At 40.4% G+C, this 16,978-nt stretch carries 9 protein-coding genes and 1 other annotated feature; of the genes, 3 read left to right on the top strand and 6 right to left on the bottom strand.

Features of this window, described 5'->3' with window-relative positions:
* Positions 1-69 precede the first annotated feature (69 nt).
* The 6 genes from C5470_RS03870 to C5470_RS03845 all read right to left on the bottom strand — a co-directional run bounded on the left by C5470_RS03870 (position 70) and on the right by C5470_RS03845 (position 13,036).
* Positions 70-690: an L-threonylcarbamoyladenylate synthase gene (locus C5470_RS03870; protein ID WP_166286100.1), complete on the bottom strand. Its 621-nt coding sequence runs from the start codon at positions 688-690 to the stop codon at positions 70-72.
* 27 nt (positions 691-717) lie between these two features.
* Positions 718-1,578 carry an RNase RNM gene (gene rnm / locus C5470_RS03865; protein WP_166286098.1) on the bottom strand — a complete coding sequence of 287 codons (861 nt, stop codon included), beginning with the start codon at positions 1,576-1,578 and terminating at the stop codon, positions 718-720.
* Between the two features lie 167 nt (positions 1,579-1,745).
* Complete coding sequence (locus C5470_RS03860) at positions 1,746-3,635, bottom strand: glycoside hydrolase family 18 protein (protein WP_166286096.1); 1,890 nt, start codon at positions 3,633-3,635, stop codon at positions 1,746-1,748.
* Positions 3,636-3,697: 62 nt separating this feature from the next.
* Positions 3,698-7,777 (bottom strand): Tc toxin subunit A-related protein, encoded by a 4,080-nt coding sequence (locus tag C5470_RS03855; protein ID WP_166286094.1) that lies wholly within the window; start codon positions 7,775-7,777, stop codon positions 3,698-3,700.
* Complete coding sequence (locus C5470_RS03850) at positions 7,770-11,303, bottom strand: Tc toxin subunit A (protein ID WP_166286092.1); 3,534 nt, start codon at positions 11,301-11,303, stop codon at positions 7,770-7,772. The genes C5470_RS03855 and C5470_RS03850 overlap by 8 nt, the downstream gene beginning before the upstream one ends.
* Positions 11,304-11,398: 95 nt before the next feature.
* Entirely contained in the window at positions 11,399-13,036 is a 1,638-nt protein-coding gene (locus C5470_RS03845) for a glycoside hydrolase family 18 protein (protein WP_166286090.1), read from the bottom strand.
* 628 nt (positions 13,037-13,664) lie between these two features.
* Positions 13,665-13,765 (top strand) — a sequence feature (Trp leader region).
* 28 nt (positions 13,766-13,793) lie between these two features.
* Here C5470_RS03845 and C5470_RS03840 point away from each other — a divergent pair.
* Genes C5470_RS03840 through trpD form a run of 3 tightly spaced genes read left to right on the top strand, consistent with a single transcriptional unit; the run spans position 13,794 to position 16,978 of the window.
* Entirely contained in the window at positions 13,794-15,386 is a 1,593-nt protein-coding gene (locus C5470_RS03840; RefSeq protein ID WP_166286088.1) for an anthranilate synthase component 1, read from the top strand.
* On the top strand, positions 15,386-15,964 hold the full coding sequence (locus tag C5470_RS03835) for a glutamine amidotransferase-related protein (protein ID WP_166286086.1): 579 nt from the start codon (positions 15,386-15,388) through the stop codon (positions 15,962-15,964). The genes C5470_RS03840 and C5470_RS03835 overlap by 1 nt, the downstream gene beginning before the upstream one ends.
* A 15-nt stretch (positions 15,965-15,979) precedes the next feature.
* The gene (gene trpD / locus C5470_RS03830) at positions 15,980-16,978 is read left to right on the top strand and encodes an anthranilate phosphoribosyltransferase (protein WP_166286084.1); all 999 of its coding nucleotides are present in this window, start codon (positions 15,980-15,982) and stop codon (positions 16,976-16,978) included.

The following is a 16,978-nucleotide window of genomic DNA, read 5'->3' as shown; positions in this document are numbered from 1 at the left end:
TTAAAAATATAAAGCCAGTGTATAATACACTGGCTTTATATAAATACTGAAAATGATTATTTGCTTAACCTATAAGAATGGGGTTACATTCCCAGCACCTTCACGTATTATAACAGGCGTATCTTCAGTCAAATCAATTACCGTTGTAGGTTGCTGCCCTAAATAACCACCGTGAATAATCAGATCAACCCGTTTCCCCAAACTATCTTTAATTTCTTCTGGATCAGATTCAGCAAAATCATTCCCCGGCAGAATCAAACTCGTAGACATCAGTGGTTCACCCACTTGTGCCAAAAGGGCCAACGCAATTGGATTAGATGGAACACGTAGCCCAATTGTTTTCCGTTTATCATTCATCAAACGACGAGGCACTTCTTTCGTCGCACGCAGAATAAATGTGTAGTTGCCTGGCGTATTATTCTTAATCAGACGAAAAGCCGAATTATCAACATAGGCATAGGTTGATATCTCTGATAAGTCCCTGCACATCAAAGTGAAATTATGATTACTGTCCAACTGGCGAATACGACATATCCGGGTCATCGAATCTTTATCTTCCAGATGGCAACCAATCGCATAGCCGGAATCAGTTGGGTAAACTACGACCCCACCTTTTTTGAACACATCCACACTTTGCCCTATTAAGCGTGGTTGCGGATTATCAGGATGAATATAAAAAAACTGGCTCATAAATTGCCTCTTAATTTTATGCAGCCCCTACAGTGACCAGTTGCGCCATATTGGTACCACATCACCGGGTAACCACAATTTACGCCCTAACTCTATCCATGAACAAGGCTGGTGAAAATCAGAACCTAACGATGCCATCAAATCATACTCCCGTGACAATTGACCGAGATATTTCCGCTCGTTAAGTGCCTGCCGGCACTGTGCAACCTCCATTGCATCACCACCATGTTGCTTAAACCAGTCAATCAGACGTTTCAGCCATTTGGCAGATAAATCATATCGCCCCGGATGCGCAATCACTGCCTGCCCGCCTGATTGATGAATGGCATCAATAGCTTGTTCAATTGTACACCATTGCGGTGGCACGTATCCGGTTTTTCCTTTTGCCAGATACTTCTTAAACACTTTTGCAATCGTCGGCTCTCTGCCAATTTCGATTAAGTAGCGGGCAAAATGGCCCCGCGTCACCTGGCCACCATCCGCTAACTGACTTGCGCCTGCCCAAGCATCGGGAATACCTGCCTTTGCCAGCCTGCGGCCCATTTCAATTCCGCGCACTCTCCTGAGTTCAACCTGTTTACCCAATAATTCAATCATTGCAGCTGCCTGAATATCTATATTCAGACCCACAATGTGAATCTCCATATTTTCCCACAGAGTCGATATCTCAACGCCGGGTATTAGTTTCAAGGGCAGATGATGTTCGCGGATATATTCATGAGCCAGAGGAATAGCATCTGTCGTATCATGATCAGTCACTGCCAGTACATTGACCCCCATGGTTACCGCCCGTTCAACCAATTCAGATGGTGAAAGTAAACCATCCGAAATGGTTGTATGGCTGTGAAGATCATAAATTGTTACTAACTCAGTAGCTGAATTTGTCATTATCTCTTTTTCTGCCTGAATAGATTAAAACATACGACCGGACAGCTTAACGGTAAATGGCAGCGTTTTACAGAAAAGAACGGTATTCAGCCCTAAAAATACCGGGCTGAATATTATCATTTTAAGAGGTAAAAAGTTTCATACTCCTTTCTATATAAGGATGGAAGTTAATCTGAGTTTTTCTTCATTTCACCAACAGATTTTAAATAATAGGGCTTACCCGGATTATAGAGTGGCCCCATATCAATAGTTTCATCGTTGGATTTAGCAACATAGCCCATCCCTTCTCTGGCGGCATTTGCCAACAAGCCGCAATCCTGATCACCTGACCAGGAAAATATCCCCCCCAGTTTATTCCTGGCTACATATTCAGCTTTCTGTTTCACCGTGCGCGGCGTATCTAATGAGATAAAGTGCCCTTCCTTTTCACTATATAAGAAATCGGCATCAGCATTGGTATCCGTCATTAACTCGAAGCTATTTTTCCCGGTAGCAAGAGTATGTTCAGTATCCAGATAATTATTAACAATATCAAAGAATTCAGGTGATCCTTTTTCCATTGTTCCTAATGCATCGCCATCTTTATTATATTCGCGCGTTTCAAGATTTGCTCCTTTGCCGGCACGGCCATAGTTAGCATAACCTAAATGAATTTTCTCCAAAGGTATGCCAAGCTCCTGATGTAAATAATTGATAGCGACTTCCGCGGATAAATCGGATTCACTTGATGGATCAGGATCTGTCGGCGAATAAAGATTAGTATGATGCCCGATGTAAGGCGCCCATCCGGTACCGAAATAGTCATAACTCATTAAGAAAATATTATCCAAGCCATTCTTAACTAACTCTGCAATATTAGATGTTTTCAGTTTCGCTTTTACACCACTACAGGCAATAGAAATCTCTTTTCTTGCCTCCCGTCCAAATCTGCTATCCAGAGATTCACGTAATTCTTTGATTAACAGAGCGTAATGTTCCCCATCTTTTTCACTGATAACATTACCGACCTCACCAGCGCTTCCTGGATATTCCCAGTCAATATCGACACAACTGAACATGGGAAAGCGCGCAAAAAAATCAACAATACTGTCAACAAAAACGCGGCGCTGTGCCACATCAGCAGCCATCACTGAGAAATAACCGGACATACTCCAACCACCAATACTAAAAGCCAATTCAAGTTTATGGCCTGCTAGACGCGCTGTTTTCTGTAACTCGCGTAATCCACCTAATAAGCCCGATGCTTTCTTTTGTTGATAAAAAGGCAAAAATGTCCCTGAATTAATATCAGTATTAGCACTTTCCTTAGGTAATCCCACATTACGGGCAGTACCCAAATCACCATAGGGATCAAGAGGAACAATATGACCTTCAGTAATTTTGATGTCACTCTGGCTATTCCAGCCCTCCGCAACTTCTTTGATCTTCTTCCCTTTCACACCAGTATCACCGTAAATACCCAAAAAGCTGAATATTAACTTATCATAAGCAGTAACATTGATAGTGCTTAAATCAAATCCTCTTCCCCGATCACCCGCCTCTTCATTTTTGCCATCTAAGCGGGCATCATATTGGCACCAATCAGTAATATAAGCAGAAAGTTTAGGCCTGGATTTATCACTTTCATATTCATTATACATTGGACGACAAACACGAGCCGCAGTGTAGGAAAGATTGTTACCTGAACCATCCGGCTTAAAATTAACATCTGGCCGCTGATAAGTTTCCACTGTAATGGCATCCGGCTGTAAAACCGGTGAAGGAATCTCTTCGGTTGGATTAATGCTTCCATCGGTAGGATTACCGTGCTGTTTTATTTCTTCTTCCGTCGCTGGACGGATATATTTCCAGGCATTGTGCGGTGTTCCATCGGTGGAATCGGGATCTGGAACATGCCAACGCTCAACCCAATAGGTATTGGTATAAACACCACCATTAAAAATAACGTTATAAACTTGACCGCCAGCCTGATTTTTCCAGGCAGTTAACGGTTCACTAATAATATCACTGACATCGGACATGGATCTTGATGAAGTATAAGTATATTTGTTTACCATTTATAAACTCCAATGAGATTTATATTTAATCTCCACATGGGTAGAGGAGGCTAATCCCGCTATTAAGAATCTGTTTCTTCTTTTTTTAATAATTCTTTAACCGCCACGCCAAACGATGTTGACCCTTCTTGCGCGGTATAGCGAATATGAAGAATGACATCCGTCAGGCTTTCTAAATCTTGAGATGTATTAGTAAATTGGAAATTCCAGCTCGATCCTACCCCTACTCCCTCAAAGGGTAAGAAACGTTCATCATCGAAATTAAGCATGAACATCCCGCTGTCATTAACACCCGTAGATAAGGCAATTTGTTGATTGGGTTGTATGCTGCGTACAGTATAAGGAGTTTCCGCACGAGCACCTTCTTTCAGCATCTTTTCGACAGTTTTGATATCTGCTTTTGTCGTATAACTACTCACACCCGACAAACTTAATTTGGCGCAGATATCTTGATAAGGCCCAATCAACATAGGAAGCGTAACGGAAACTGATTTAATCCGCCGATTAAATAGCCCCGGATAATCCGCACCAAACTGCTTTAATTCATCCAAATTAAATGTAATTGCATTATGCGATTTCAAAATTTTGAGATTATCTTCCCAAAATTCACCTAACAGCGATTTAAGCGAAATCGTTTTAATAATCTCTAACTTACGTGCATTTTGCTCAACATAAACACGCTCCATGCGTTGCAGAGCCAGTTTCAGATTTTCACCGACTAACAATCCTTGATAGAGATCATTCCAGCTGCCACCATCAACAAAATTCTGTTCACCTAACCCAAGTTCATACTGCAAAGAGGCCTGAGCAGACAAACACAACGATGAAACAGCATCATAAGCCTGCAAATAGAGACTTGAGATCTGGCTAATCATCCAGGTATATAAGCTTTCATTGGTAAAGCGGCTAGAAAAATAAGCCAACAGTGCCTGAGATTGTTGTTGTTGAGCTTCAACCTGCACCAAACGCTTACGTGCGGCACTGACCTGCAACTGTTGAATACTGATTTGCTGCTCAATGGAATTCACTTCCCATTCGGCTTGTTTATATTGTAACTCCCACTCCTGCCGACGACGGCGATAAGATTCAGAAACACTGAGGCTTTCGGCTTTAGTACTGTCAGATTGGTATTTCAGTGTCGCTATCTCAGCAACAGCATTCAAAGCCGCTCCCCAGTGCGAACCACCGACGGCCAATCCATAAATATTGGGAACTAAATCCAGCGCTGCCGCAGCCGTCCTTGATACCTGTGAAGCCAATAAGGCAGAAGATGCCTGAGATTGCAATTCAATAACCTGTTGCTCCGTTGATGAAATATTTTCATCATAAAGACTTTTATAATGCTCATACCGTTCCTGAGCAGATTGCTTACTCACTTGCAACGCATCAAGGCTGGCCTGGCTAATATTGATATCCTGTTGCTGGAGATCAACAGCAAAACGGTAGAGATCATTATTCTGGACCATCTGAAATGATTCAAAACTCAGATTATCTTTACGTTCCAACAAGCTTAACAATGTGCTGCCAAATTGTATCAATGTCTCGACACCGGATTTTGCCCGTGCCAACATCGGTTCAAAACGATAATTTGGCACTCTGAAATTCATTCGGCTGGCATTTCGGGCAGTAACAACACGCTGATAGCGCTGATTCATTAACCCTCTGGGAGAAATTTTCGAATCATAAAGATCCATAGAAATTTCTTTACCATCCAGCGTTAAATTATGTCGTAAATTATAAATCCGGGTTTCTATTCTATCCCACAGTGCAGTCAACTCTTCATTGATAGGTTTCATGAAGAGATCATTATCAAGCGCACGAATCGTTTTATCATGAACCACCGCAGCATAAGGCAAAGGATAACTTATCATCTCCAATTCACGTACGGCGCTATTCTTCTTATAGGATGCATCCTCAAGAGTTATCGGCTGCCAGGCACTGGCTAATTGCAGATCAGGACGGGCGCCCAACAGGGAACTTGCCGTTGCATAACTCAGACGTGCCAGCGTTCTCGCGGTAGGCTGTAACTTCCGATATTCCATATCGCCTTGATCGATAACATTTTTAACGTAAAAATTAAAAATAGCCTTACGATAATGAATAGGCTCACTGGCAGAAATTGCATCAGGATCCGTCGGTTCTACCAGGCTACGCAATCGTTTTGGTTCGTCAATTATCGGGCGGCTATTCCAATAACGTGGCTTATCCTGTGTTAATGCGGGTTCATCACTACTCTCAAAAGGGTTAAAAATAAACTTAATCCAGCGACTGGCTTCTTCATAACGCTGTTCTACATTAAATCGCCAGGCCACCATAAATGGCATATGGAAGAACAACTCCCAGAAATAAATACCATTTGCACCTTTAAGGTCAATGGGTTTTAAATCACTGTCGGTAATCGACTCTTCATGAATATTTTGGGTTTCCCAACTCAGAACTTTATCCAGTTTCTGACTCGCCTTACTAACTAACTCCTTTGCAAAAAGCGTATTTAAACGAATTGCTTTATCAGAATACCAACTTTCGGGTTGCTCTTCTTTTGGAAATTGCAAATATTGAGTTTGCTTAGTTTGCTTAATTTGAACCTTGTCACGAACCAACTTACCGACACTCAGCTTAATCTTAATTCTGCCTGCAATATCTGCTCCGGTTTCTGATGGCAAACTAAAGCCGGTGACAATTGTCACATCACTCCTGTCACACCGATTCAATGTGAAATTCAGCTTTGGCTCATAATCTTCCGGGGTAAGTACCTTATATTTCAGCCAACACCGTTCACCTTTACTGTCCTCCAGCCAAATACAATAAAGGATATTTTTGCTTCTGCTAAAATCATATTTATATGTTGAACTGGATGTAAGATTCAGATTCAATGTCTGGTCAACATAAGCAGCATCCAACTTGAAATCATCTATTGTACCCAGTTGTCCTTCAAATGTTGTTGGCCCGGCTATCGGCCATTTCATATTATTATTAACCGGATAAAGAACTAATTGTTTATATTCTTCCGGCCCCCCATTCAATTTCTCCCGAAAATAGAACCAGACTAAAGCTGCACCATATGAATCCAGATCAGACAGCTTTGAAGTGGATTTGGGCAGATCGGTTGCCTCCATTAACAAATTGTCACAAACGTAAGTGAAAACTTCATCATAATCATACGGTTTTTTATTTTCATCTATACCTTGCAAACGAACAAATGCAACCAGCGCTAAACGTTCAGCATCTCCTGTACAATCGAGAACAGCAATCAACTCTTTCATGGAATGATCAAGTAAATCTTCACGAACCGTAGTCCCTGTACTCCAGGTGCCATCAAACGCCAAGTGCGCTAAATTAAGTTTAGTTCGATACTTAATACTATTATCTTTATCTTGTTTTTCTTCAGCAACTTCAAACCAACTAATATACAGTCGGTTATTCAGAACAATTGGGCGAATAATACCGTTACGTGCATTTTCTAAAGGGACATTAATCAGCTTCCATTCACTCCAGGCCGTAGGATACAGCTCAGTCTGACCATTGCGCTGTTTTGTATCTAAAGTCCGCCAAAAATAGCGGTATGGCTGAGTGCGTGTCTTGGCAATGAAATAGATCTTATCATCGGCAATATCAACCCCATCTTCATAACCGGCAATAACCTCTAAATTACTGACCTCTTCAAAGTTATTCAGATATCCTAATATCGCTTTCTGAGCAACATCATCCGTGAGCTTTCCTTGATTGAGCGCACTCTCAAGTTGGAAAAAAAATTCCGTTTTTGTTAAACGTAATGTGGGATCGACATATACTTCCGGGTAAATAGCAAGTTGCTGATTTGCAGACCAATAGCCATAACGATTAGCAAATTCCTGCCAATTATCCGCATCTTCCTGAGTCATAGATAAACCTGACTCTAAATTCAAGACAATGCGGTTAATATATTGTTGTACAGATTGGGTAATATGTGCGACACGCGCTGTTTTTACTTTGGAAGAAACCTGAGTGTCTAACAATAGAAAATCATATAAATCATCAACATTTTTAATTTTTTCACGCTGAGATTGAAAAGCGGTATCATGCGGAACAATCTGACCAAGATAATAATCAACTAATGCGTCACGCAGGTTTTCCTGTAATTTTGCTTCAATTAAATTAGACATTCTCATCATCTCCTTGCGCTTTTAATGCGGCCATAACAGCTTCACCGATACTTTGAAAAACTTCAAAATCTGAATTAACGACAAGTGCACCAGCGTCTAATAAAGGCTCAATGGACAAATTGGTTTTAACAGAAAGTTGTTGTAATCGTCGTAGCCAATCTATTTGAGATAAAGTTATTGCGCGTTTCTTTTCTAACCCGGCTTTCTCACAAGCAAGATAAATTTCATCAGGATCCCAACCTAAAATTTCGGTAAGCAATTGTGCACATTTATAACTACTATCATCCTCTGCTTTTTGGGGTAAAGACCCATTGTTAGCAAAAGTGAAATATTCCTGAATTTTATCTTCTCTTTGTTTCGCATTTTCCAGTAAATCCTGATAGCGATTCAGCAGGAAAATCTCATCTAACGATAATGCCATTTCCGTTGTTTTATTTACGCCTAACCCCAGCCATTCAGGATTTATCAAACGTAATAACAATAGATTATTACTTATGCTTAATGCGTTAATTAACTGAGTGTAAATTAATAAACTATAAGTCAGATCCAAAAACTCCTTTTGAATATCTTCAACTTTTTCTGGTGTATCACTTAATACCATCCTCAGTACTGAATAAACACTACTTCCCAACCAACGAAGTTGTAACGGAACAATATCTCTTGATACACCATATTCACCAGCAACAGCGCTAGACAATAGACTCTCTTGCGCAGTTTTAGCTTGTAAGATGATCTGCAAGATAATATTAGTTTGATTATCATCCGGATTTATTTTTTTATTTATAATATCTTCAATCCTTTTCTTCAGAGATTCTTCGTCTGTTTTTCCCCATATCAATGGAATATCTTTTACTAGTCCGTTATCCCTATCAAAAACACCCTCTTTATCTGACAGAATAGTCCACCAATCTATATCATTTATTTCTTGCCGATTAAAATCGGATTCTTTTAAACACACATTATCAGTCAATCCATTAGAAATTCCTTTATAAAAAGTCAGCATTCCATTGGTTGGAACGACAGGAAGATCAGTTTTCCCCAATAACAGGGAAAGCTTTATTGGTGTCAGTTTTGTTTTAGCCAACCAGGAAGTCAAAACTTCCATTTGAGCAATAATACTGAGGATGTCATTTTTCTCTCCCAAAATCGGTATATTTGCCAGATATCCGTTCTCACCGGTTAAAATATCAGCCAGGATCAATCCATCTTCCGTAGAAAAACCAAATAACCGAGGAATAGTTACCAAACGATAAAATCTGGACACCACATCGAGATTACGAACTAATTTACCAGAAGAGAGCTTTAATGCTTTCTCGACTATAGGTGCAATCACTTGAAACGTGGATAAAGGAATAGCTAACCCGGCACACAGTTGTTTGACCGTTTTCGCACCATTTCCCTGATTCTCCGTATAATTAAATTCGCTGTCATCCAAAATTAAAGGCTGGTCAAAAAGTTTAGATTGATTAAAGAGTTGATCAAAAAAAGGAACATTATTACTGATGGAGAATGGCGTAATCTGATATATCCATCCGGCAAATGCTTCTGGTAATATTTTATATTGTGTAGATAAATGGCGGAATAAACCTAATGCTCTTAATGTATTATCAGTAATAGCCAGATCTGCATTTTTTGATTCAGCTTTTATTGCTGAAATAATAAGTAAGTCAAGCTGATGATATGGTAGCTCTAACCAACGCTGTAAGCGAATAAAACGATTCATTCGATCATAGCGAAAATCAGAAACTGCACTTATCTCACGTCCATAGTCAGTTCTGATAATCTCTAATGTGTCCAGTTGCCCCGCATTGATATAAGCCCCCCCATAATGATAAGGAGCAGGAAAGTTTTCTGACGTTTGTCCACTACCAAAGATGGGGTTAGAAAATACCACATTGGGTGAAACTAACGGCCGGAAATCACCGCTACTAAATAGGTGTTCCAGATCTGTCACTTTCGATCCTGTCTGTTGACCAAAAGAGAGAATCAGTTTTAATTTCACGCTTTCATCCGCGGAAAGACCATAATTATCCTGGAAAAATTGCTCGGCTTCTGGCAATAATTCTGATTGTGCAGTTCCTTGTTTAGCAATCGCAAAACGGTAAGTCATTGTCAGGAAATTAATTCCTTCAATATTTATCGATACGTTATTTGTGTCCTCTTTCGGCATTGCCGCATAAACCATCATTTCACCAAAGAAAGGGCCATTATCCAAATTACCAATTGTACTATTATCACTCTCTACATAAGTTAACTTTAATTGCCGGCCAAATGGAGGTGAATTATTAAAAGGTTCCATCCTCGCTTTTACACGGTTATAGGTCAGAACATTTTCACCCCGAAGTTTAACTTTGATAGTCTCTTTGGATCTATTTTCGCAGGTAACGACAATCTCATCATAAGCTTTATCAGCCCCATCACTCAACGACGTCGGGCCCGTAATATTTTCACCAGAAAGAATAATATAAGCATGTTTTGAAATATCATGTTCAGGTAAGACTTCTGTTGTACTTTTGCTGAAATAACTCTTAATCAGTTGCTCACGTGACAAAAAGTTTTGTGAAAATGGGCTTTTCTCTGTCAGTAGAGTCATTTGCTCTTTGCTCAATTGAGTATAAGCAAGCAAAGCCTGATCACGTTTTTCAGTTAAAATATGCCAGGGAAATTGCTGATCCACTTGCTGAATAATCGTGCCCAACTCAGTCTCTTTTTCGGCCAAGCCTTTATTTATCTGTTGAGAAGGTAAACTATAAGGTAACGTGAAGGGAAAGCGAGTCTCTCCCAAAACCTGATTAACGGGTTTATCTGCATGACCTGTCTGATCAATATATTCTCTGGCGCTCTTGGATAAAACATCATTTACAATAGATATCGCAGTGATCTCTTTGTAAAGATTATCGCTATCAAGTAATAAGCCAGGAATATCGACACGTCTTTCCTCCAGGCTTACGGCGTTATTAGAACCATCTAACTCTATTTGTTTTACAAATTTATAAAGATCAAGTAAGTAATTTACCGGGCTGTCAAGAGCCTCAATAGCGCCTGGCTGACAGAAATCATCCCAAGGTTCAGGAAATAAGCTACTGTAATCAGGTAATTTTTCTTTCTCATCGACATTATCCTTACTATAAGAAAAATGCCTTGTCTGACTATTCACTTTCCTTAATGTTGCGCCATCATAATCTCTAAGCTGCCTTTGCCGATAATTTTGTACCAGTTGATTAGCAGCGCTAACGGCTTTATCAAAAATCACCTCTGCATGACCCGATAAAAACTCATTATGGCGTTTAATAAATCGTTGTTTTGATACTTCAATAATATCAAAAATAGAATGATACCCCAGACGCTGAAGCGTATTTACTAATGTGACGGTGGAGTTATCTGTTTTCTCTACTGAATCTAACTGCATATAACTCATCGGTAATATTGGCGATTTTGACGATTTTACTTCTGCCACCGCAGCCAATAATGGCGATACTTTTTTTATATCCCGTTTTTCACCAAGAGAGCTTTTATATTTATCCATTGTATTATCCCAACCTAATTAATCGGAAACACCTGAATAGAACAGTTATAGAGACTATAACTATATTAAACAGCGAAGTTTTTTAAAGAGAAAAATCAATTTAATTTACATGCTTCACACTGCTTCTCTTTCGGTTTGTCGTAAGAAGGAAGCTCACCTTCGAAATAGAATGGCTTCATTTCAATCACTTTTTTAATTGCCTTACGCCCCAATCCTTCATGGGCAGCATTAGTTAACAAACCATTATCTTGATCGCCTGTCCAAATAAATAGACCACCCAAACCTTTCTCTTTAACATAACGACCTTTTTCTCTTACCGAACGAGGAGTATCTAATGACATAAATACTTTGAGATCTTTATTATAAAGATAATCAGCTTTAGCAACCGGATCATGGAAAACCTCAAAGCCATTACGACCTATTTGATTCTCATAATCAACATAATTATAAATAATATCTGTCCATTCAGTGACACTGCTTTCAAAACTCCCAACCGTGGATGTTCCATCAATATATTTACCAACCAACTGTTCATCATACTTACTTTCTAATTCCGCAGTTCTGGCATTACGAGTATAACCTGAATAGCCGATATAAATTAATTTCTTATTAATACCTAAAGAGATGAGATAATTAACTGCATCATCAACTGAGTATTTAGAGTATTGGTCATCTTTATTACGATAAAGATTAGTATGATGAGAAAGTTTTTTATCACCTAACGTAAAGAAATCATAAGTCATTAGGTTAATTTCATTAACACCCGCTGCGATCAATTCTGGAATATGTGCTGCTTTTATTTTTTCTATATCGGCGGAAGCAGCAATACTGATTCCTTTTAAATTACTTATATTCGCACTCTTTAAATCCTTAATAAGTTCGACAAAATACTTATAATCATCTTCATCAAATTTATTACCTGCTCCCGCAGAACCAGGATATTCCCAGTCAAGATCAATATGGGTTAGCATAGGGAATTTAGTGTATAACTCTCTTACTCCCTCAACAAAATTCTTACGGAACTTATCATCACGACAGACTTCATAAAAAGCACCACTCATTGACCAACCACCAACACTGACAGATATTTCCAGATCCGGATTTTCGTCCCTGAGTAAGCGCAGACCGCCTAATACTCCCTGTGCTTTATCTTGTTCATATAACTTCCAATCGTCATCCTTCCAACCACTGAAACCGCAATTAAGATAAGAACCAACATCAGCCCAAGAATCAATCGGAATAGGTTTACCTTTATGATCTTTAATTATATTTTCATCAGTATCTCCCATCTTCCATCCATCTTTAGCCGCTCTCATGATATCCGCTTGCTTCTCTCCGGTATCACCGATAATACCTGCAAAGCTAAAAATAATTCTTTTAAATGGCTTTCCTTTTTCTTTATCACTCTTAAGGCGCATTAAATTAGCCCCCCTTCCTCCATATATTTTAAAATCATCATCTCCTGTCGGCATTAGACGCCTATCGTAGATTGACCAATCAGTTAAATAACAGAGAATAGCAAAATCATCGTTCTCCTCATAAATATTAAAAACCGTTTTAGCGAGCCTTGTTGGTGTATACGATAATGCGTTATCAACGTTTTTAGGGTCGAACTTATTTAATTCATAGGTTTTTTGCGCCGCGCCCACACCGATAAGTTCTGCACCATGCATATATCCAGGATCAGTTTGATATACCAATTGACTATCTGCTTTTGATTCATCTTTACTCATATTACACTCCACCAACAGTACAATTTTTAAACATCAGAAAGTTAAATCATGGCAATCTATGCCAGAATTAAGTAGAGATCTATAAGTATTCATACTAAAAATCGCTCACCAAGAATACCTATAATGTATTGAACACAAAGGATTACATAGCTTAAATACATAAAAATACAAATTTTAAATAACACGATATATTAGAGTTATAAATACTACTTCTTACAGTAATCTCTGTTAAACCTCTTTTTTTCATATACAGATATAAAAATTGATTATCTATTCTTACCGTTTGCCCGTTGACTCAAGAAAAAGCCAGTCAATCATGCTTTTTAATCAAGATTTACTACAGCTAAATTCTGTTTTTTATGAAATAAAATTGATATGTGTAATATTATTAAATATGCATCATAGGGATATCATAAAATGATAAGCGTTCGTCCATAATATCAAGCTACCAGAGTTATCCGGTCCTATCCTGATAACCCATTGTTCTTACCCAACCAATCGAAAAAAATTCTTGACACACCAATACCGTTCCAGTTTACTAGTACAAAAGAAATGGCAGTATTATCCCGTATATCATCTATATTTAATGCGAAAAGAGGCACTGAAAATGGCTGTATTTATGATATCTATCCGTTGGTGGCACAACTTCCCATTCAGGGCGGTATGGTCACGCACATAAATCAACAGTGCCAAATTACCAAAACCCGCCAAAAAGGCGGGTTTTTTTATATGCATAATTCATAATCAGGACGAAAAAATGACGGATAAACAACCAAAACTCACAGTCATTGAGCAGGAAACAACTTATCAGCCCGATCCTGCACAGCTATTCAATCAACTCTGTAGTAAACGACCAGCAACGTTATTGCTGGAATCGGCAGAAATTAACAGTAAAAAAAGCCTGAAAAGCCTGTTAATCATCGACAGTGCTTTGCGTATCAGCGCAAACGGCAATCAAGTCACTTTTAACGCCTTGACAGAAAATGGCCGAAATTTATTACCAGTTTTGGTCAAAAAATTTCCCAGCAACGTCCAATCTGAAATGACACACGATTATCTTCAATTGATCTTTCCACCAATCAATCACAATATGATCGATATAGATGAAGATAGTCGTCTGAAAGCCATATCTGTATTTGATGCACTGCGTGCCCTTCTTTCTCTGGCAGAATTGCCATCACAATGCGAATTACTATCACAAGACAATGCAGAAGCAATATTCGTTGGCGGCCTTTTCTCCTACGACTTAGTCGCCGGGTTTGAGCCATTACCCACAGTAAAAACCGTTCAACGTTGTCCTGATTTCTGTTTTTATCTGGCAGAAACTTTAATGGTGATCGACCATCAAAATAAAAACGCACGCCTGAAAATCAGTCTCTTTAGTGATTCGCCAAAAGAAGAGCAACGCCTCAAGCAACGATTGAAAATATTAGCGGAACTTATTACAGAACCCAAGGAACCAGTACAACAAATCTCTCTGCCGACAATGAAAGTTTCATGCAATCAAGATGACAAAACATATGCAGAAATAGTGACACAATTGCAACAATACATCTGCCAGGGAGACATCTTTCAAGTGGTTCCATCACGGCGCTTCTCTCTGCCATGTCCCGCACCGCTTAATGCCTATCAAAAACTTAAACAACGCAATCCAAGTCCCTACATGTTTTTCATGCAGGATAAAGACTTCTGCCTGTTCGGTGCTTCCCCGGAAAGCGCACTTAAATATGATGCGTCTAATCGTCAAATTGAGATTTATCCTATCGCCGGTACGCGTCCCCGTGGGCGCAATGCTGCCGGAGAGTTGGATGCAGATCTGGACAGCCGAACTGAACTGGAGATGCGTACAGATCACAAAGAATTAGCTGAACACTTGATGCTGGTTGATTTAGCCCGTAATGATTTAGCCCGTATTTGTGAACCCGGCAGCCGCTATGTCGCTGATCTGACAAAAGTCGATCGTTACTCTTTTGTCATGCATCTGGTTTCCCGTGTGGTCGGGACATTACGCCATGACTTAGATATTTTCCATGCTTATCAAGCTTGTATGAATATGGGAACCCTTACCGGTGCACCGAAAGTTCGGGCAATGCAACTTATCGCCCATTACGAAAATGAACGTCGTGGCAGCTACGGTGGCGCAGTCGGTTATTTCACCGGCAGAGGTAATATGGATAATTGTATCGTTATCCGCTCGGCTTACGTGGAAGATGGCATCGCGACGATTCAGGCCGGCGCTGGCGTAGTACTGGATTCCGTACCTTTGGCAGAAGCTGAAGAGACCTGCAACAAGGCAAGAGCCGTCATTCGTGCCATTGCGGAAGCACATCAAGCAGAGGAGATTTTCTGATGGCGAATATTCTCCTGCTCGATAATGTGGATTCATTCACCTATAACCTCGTCGATCAATTACGCAATAAAGATCATCAGGTTGTTATCTATCGCAATACCGTTGCAACTGACATCATTATGCAGCAATTCAAAGCGCTACCTTCTCCGTTACTGATGCTTTCACCGGGACCGGGTAAACCCTCTGACGCGGGCTGTATGCCTGAATTACTCGAAAAAATAATCGGCAAAATTCCGGTGATCGGCATCTGTCTTGGACATCAGGCAATTATTGAAGCCTATGGTGGAGAGATTTCCGCCGCTGATGAAATCCTGCACGGCAAAGCCTCTCTGGCAGAGCATGATAATCAGGCTATGTTCGCTGATCTGGAAAATCCTCTACCCGTTGCCCGTTATCACTCTCTGGCGGGTCACAGAATTCCATCTGAATTGACAATTTCTGCCCGTTGTGGCGACACCGTTATGGCGGTTCGCCACGACAAACATAAGGTTTGTGGGTTCCAGTTCCATCCAGAATCCATTCTCACAACACATGGCACCAGATTACTTGAACAAACTCTGGCCTGGGCATTGAATTAAAAAGGAGGTATGAAAATGCAGTCTATTTTCGACAAATTGTTCAGTGCACAGATACTGACACAACAAGAGAGCCAGCAACTGTTTTCCGCCATAATTCAAGGAGAATTAAGTGAGCCGCAACTCGCTGCGGTCCTTATCAGTATGAAATTGCGCGGTGAGCAGCCACAGGAGATCGCCGGTGCTGCGCAGGCGTTACTGGCAAATGCCCTGCCATTTCCGAGGCCAGACTACACTTTCTGCGATATTGTCGGAACAGGGGGCGATGGAACTGACAGCATCAATATTTCAACCGCCAGTGCATTTGTCGCAGCAGCTTGTCATATTAAAGTCGCCAAACATGGTAACCGCAGTGTTTCCAGCCGTTCAGGTTCATCTGATTTGCTGGCGGCATTTGGTATAACACTTGATATCAGCGCAGAATGCGCCCGCAGCGCTTTAGATGAAATCGGTATCTGTTTTCTGTTTGCGCCGCAGTATCACATTGGATTCCGCCATGCGATACCTGTACGTCAGCAACTGAAAACCCGGACGCTGTTCAATGTATTAGGTCCTCTGGTTAACCCGGCCCGCCCGCCGTTGGCATTAATTGGCGTTTACAGCCCTGAGCTGGTTAGACCCATTGCCCATGCCTTGCAAGTCCTAGGCTATCAACGGGCTGCCGTTGTTCACAGTGGTGGAATGGATGAAGTTGCCCTGCATGCACCAACAATCGTTGCAGAACTTAATAATGGAGAAATTGCCCATTATCAATTAAATGCTGAAGATTTTGGTTTACAAAGCCATCCAATATCGGCATTAAAAGGGGGGGCACCGGAAGAAAACCGCGAAATACTCAGTTTATTGTTACAAGGTCAGGGTAAGAAAGCCCATGCTGATGCCGTTGCCGCTAATGTTGCCCTGCTGATGAAAATTCATGGACAGGAAAATTTACGTCATAACACTCAACAAGCTCTTGAAACCATTCACAGTGGTCTGGCTTATGAACGAGTCACCTCACTTGCCGCAAGGAGTTAA

The sequence above is a fragment of the Photorhabdus stackebrandtii genome (genome assembly GCF_011189495.1).
GTDB lineage: Bacteria > Pseudomonadota > Gammaproteobacteria > Enterobacterales > Enterobacteriaceae > Photorhabdus > Photorhabdus khanii.
The sequence above is the reverse complement of the archived record's forward strand: the minus strand, read 5'-3'. Positions and strand labels throughout refer to the sequence as shown.

Bases quoted from the DNA above. Each gene is read 5' to 3' on its own strand.
- C5470_RS03870 (WP_166286100.1), bottom strand. From the start codon at position 690: ATGAGCCAGTTTTTTTATATTCATCCTGATAATCCGCAACCACGCTTA.
- rnm (WP_166286098.1), bottom strand. From the start codon at position 1,578: ATGACAAATTCAGCTACTGAGTTAGTAACAATTTATGATCTTCACAGC.
- C5470_RS03860 (WP_166286096.1), bottom strand. From the start codon at position 3,635: ATGGTAAACAAATATACTTATACTTCATCAAGATCCATGTCCGATGTC.
- C5470_RS03855 (WP_166286094.1), bottom strand. From the start codon at position 7,777: ATGTCTAATTTAATTGAAGCAAAATTACAGGAAAACCTGCGTGACGCA.
- C5470_RS03850 (WP_166286092.1), bottom strand. From the start codon at position 11,303: ATGGATAAATATAAAAGCTCTCTTGGTGAAAAACGGGATATAAAAAAA.
- C5470_RS03845 (WP_166286090.1), bottom strand. From the start codon at position 13,036: ATGAGTAAAGATGAATCAAAAGCAGATAGTCAATTGGTATATCAAACT.
- C5470_RS03840 (WP_166286088.1), top strand. From the start codon at position 13,794: ATGACGGATAAACAACCAAAACTCACAGTCATTGAGCAGGAAACAACT.
- C5470_RS03835 (WP_166286086.1), top strand. From the start codon at position 15,386: ATGGCGAATATTCTCCTGCTCGATAATGTGGATTCATTCACCTATAAC.
- trpD (WP_166286084.1), top strand. From the start codon at position 15,980: ATGCAGTCTATTTTCGACAAATTGTTCAGTGCACAGATACTGACACAA.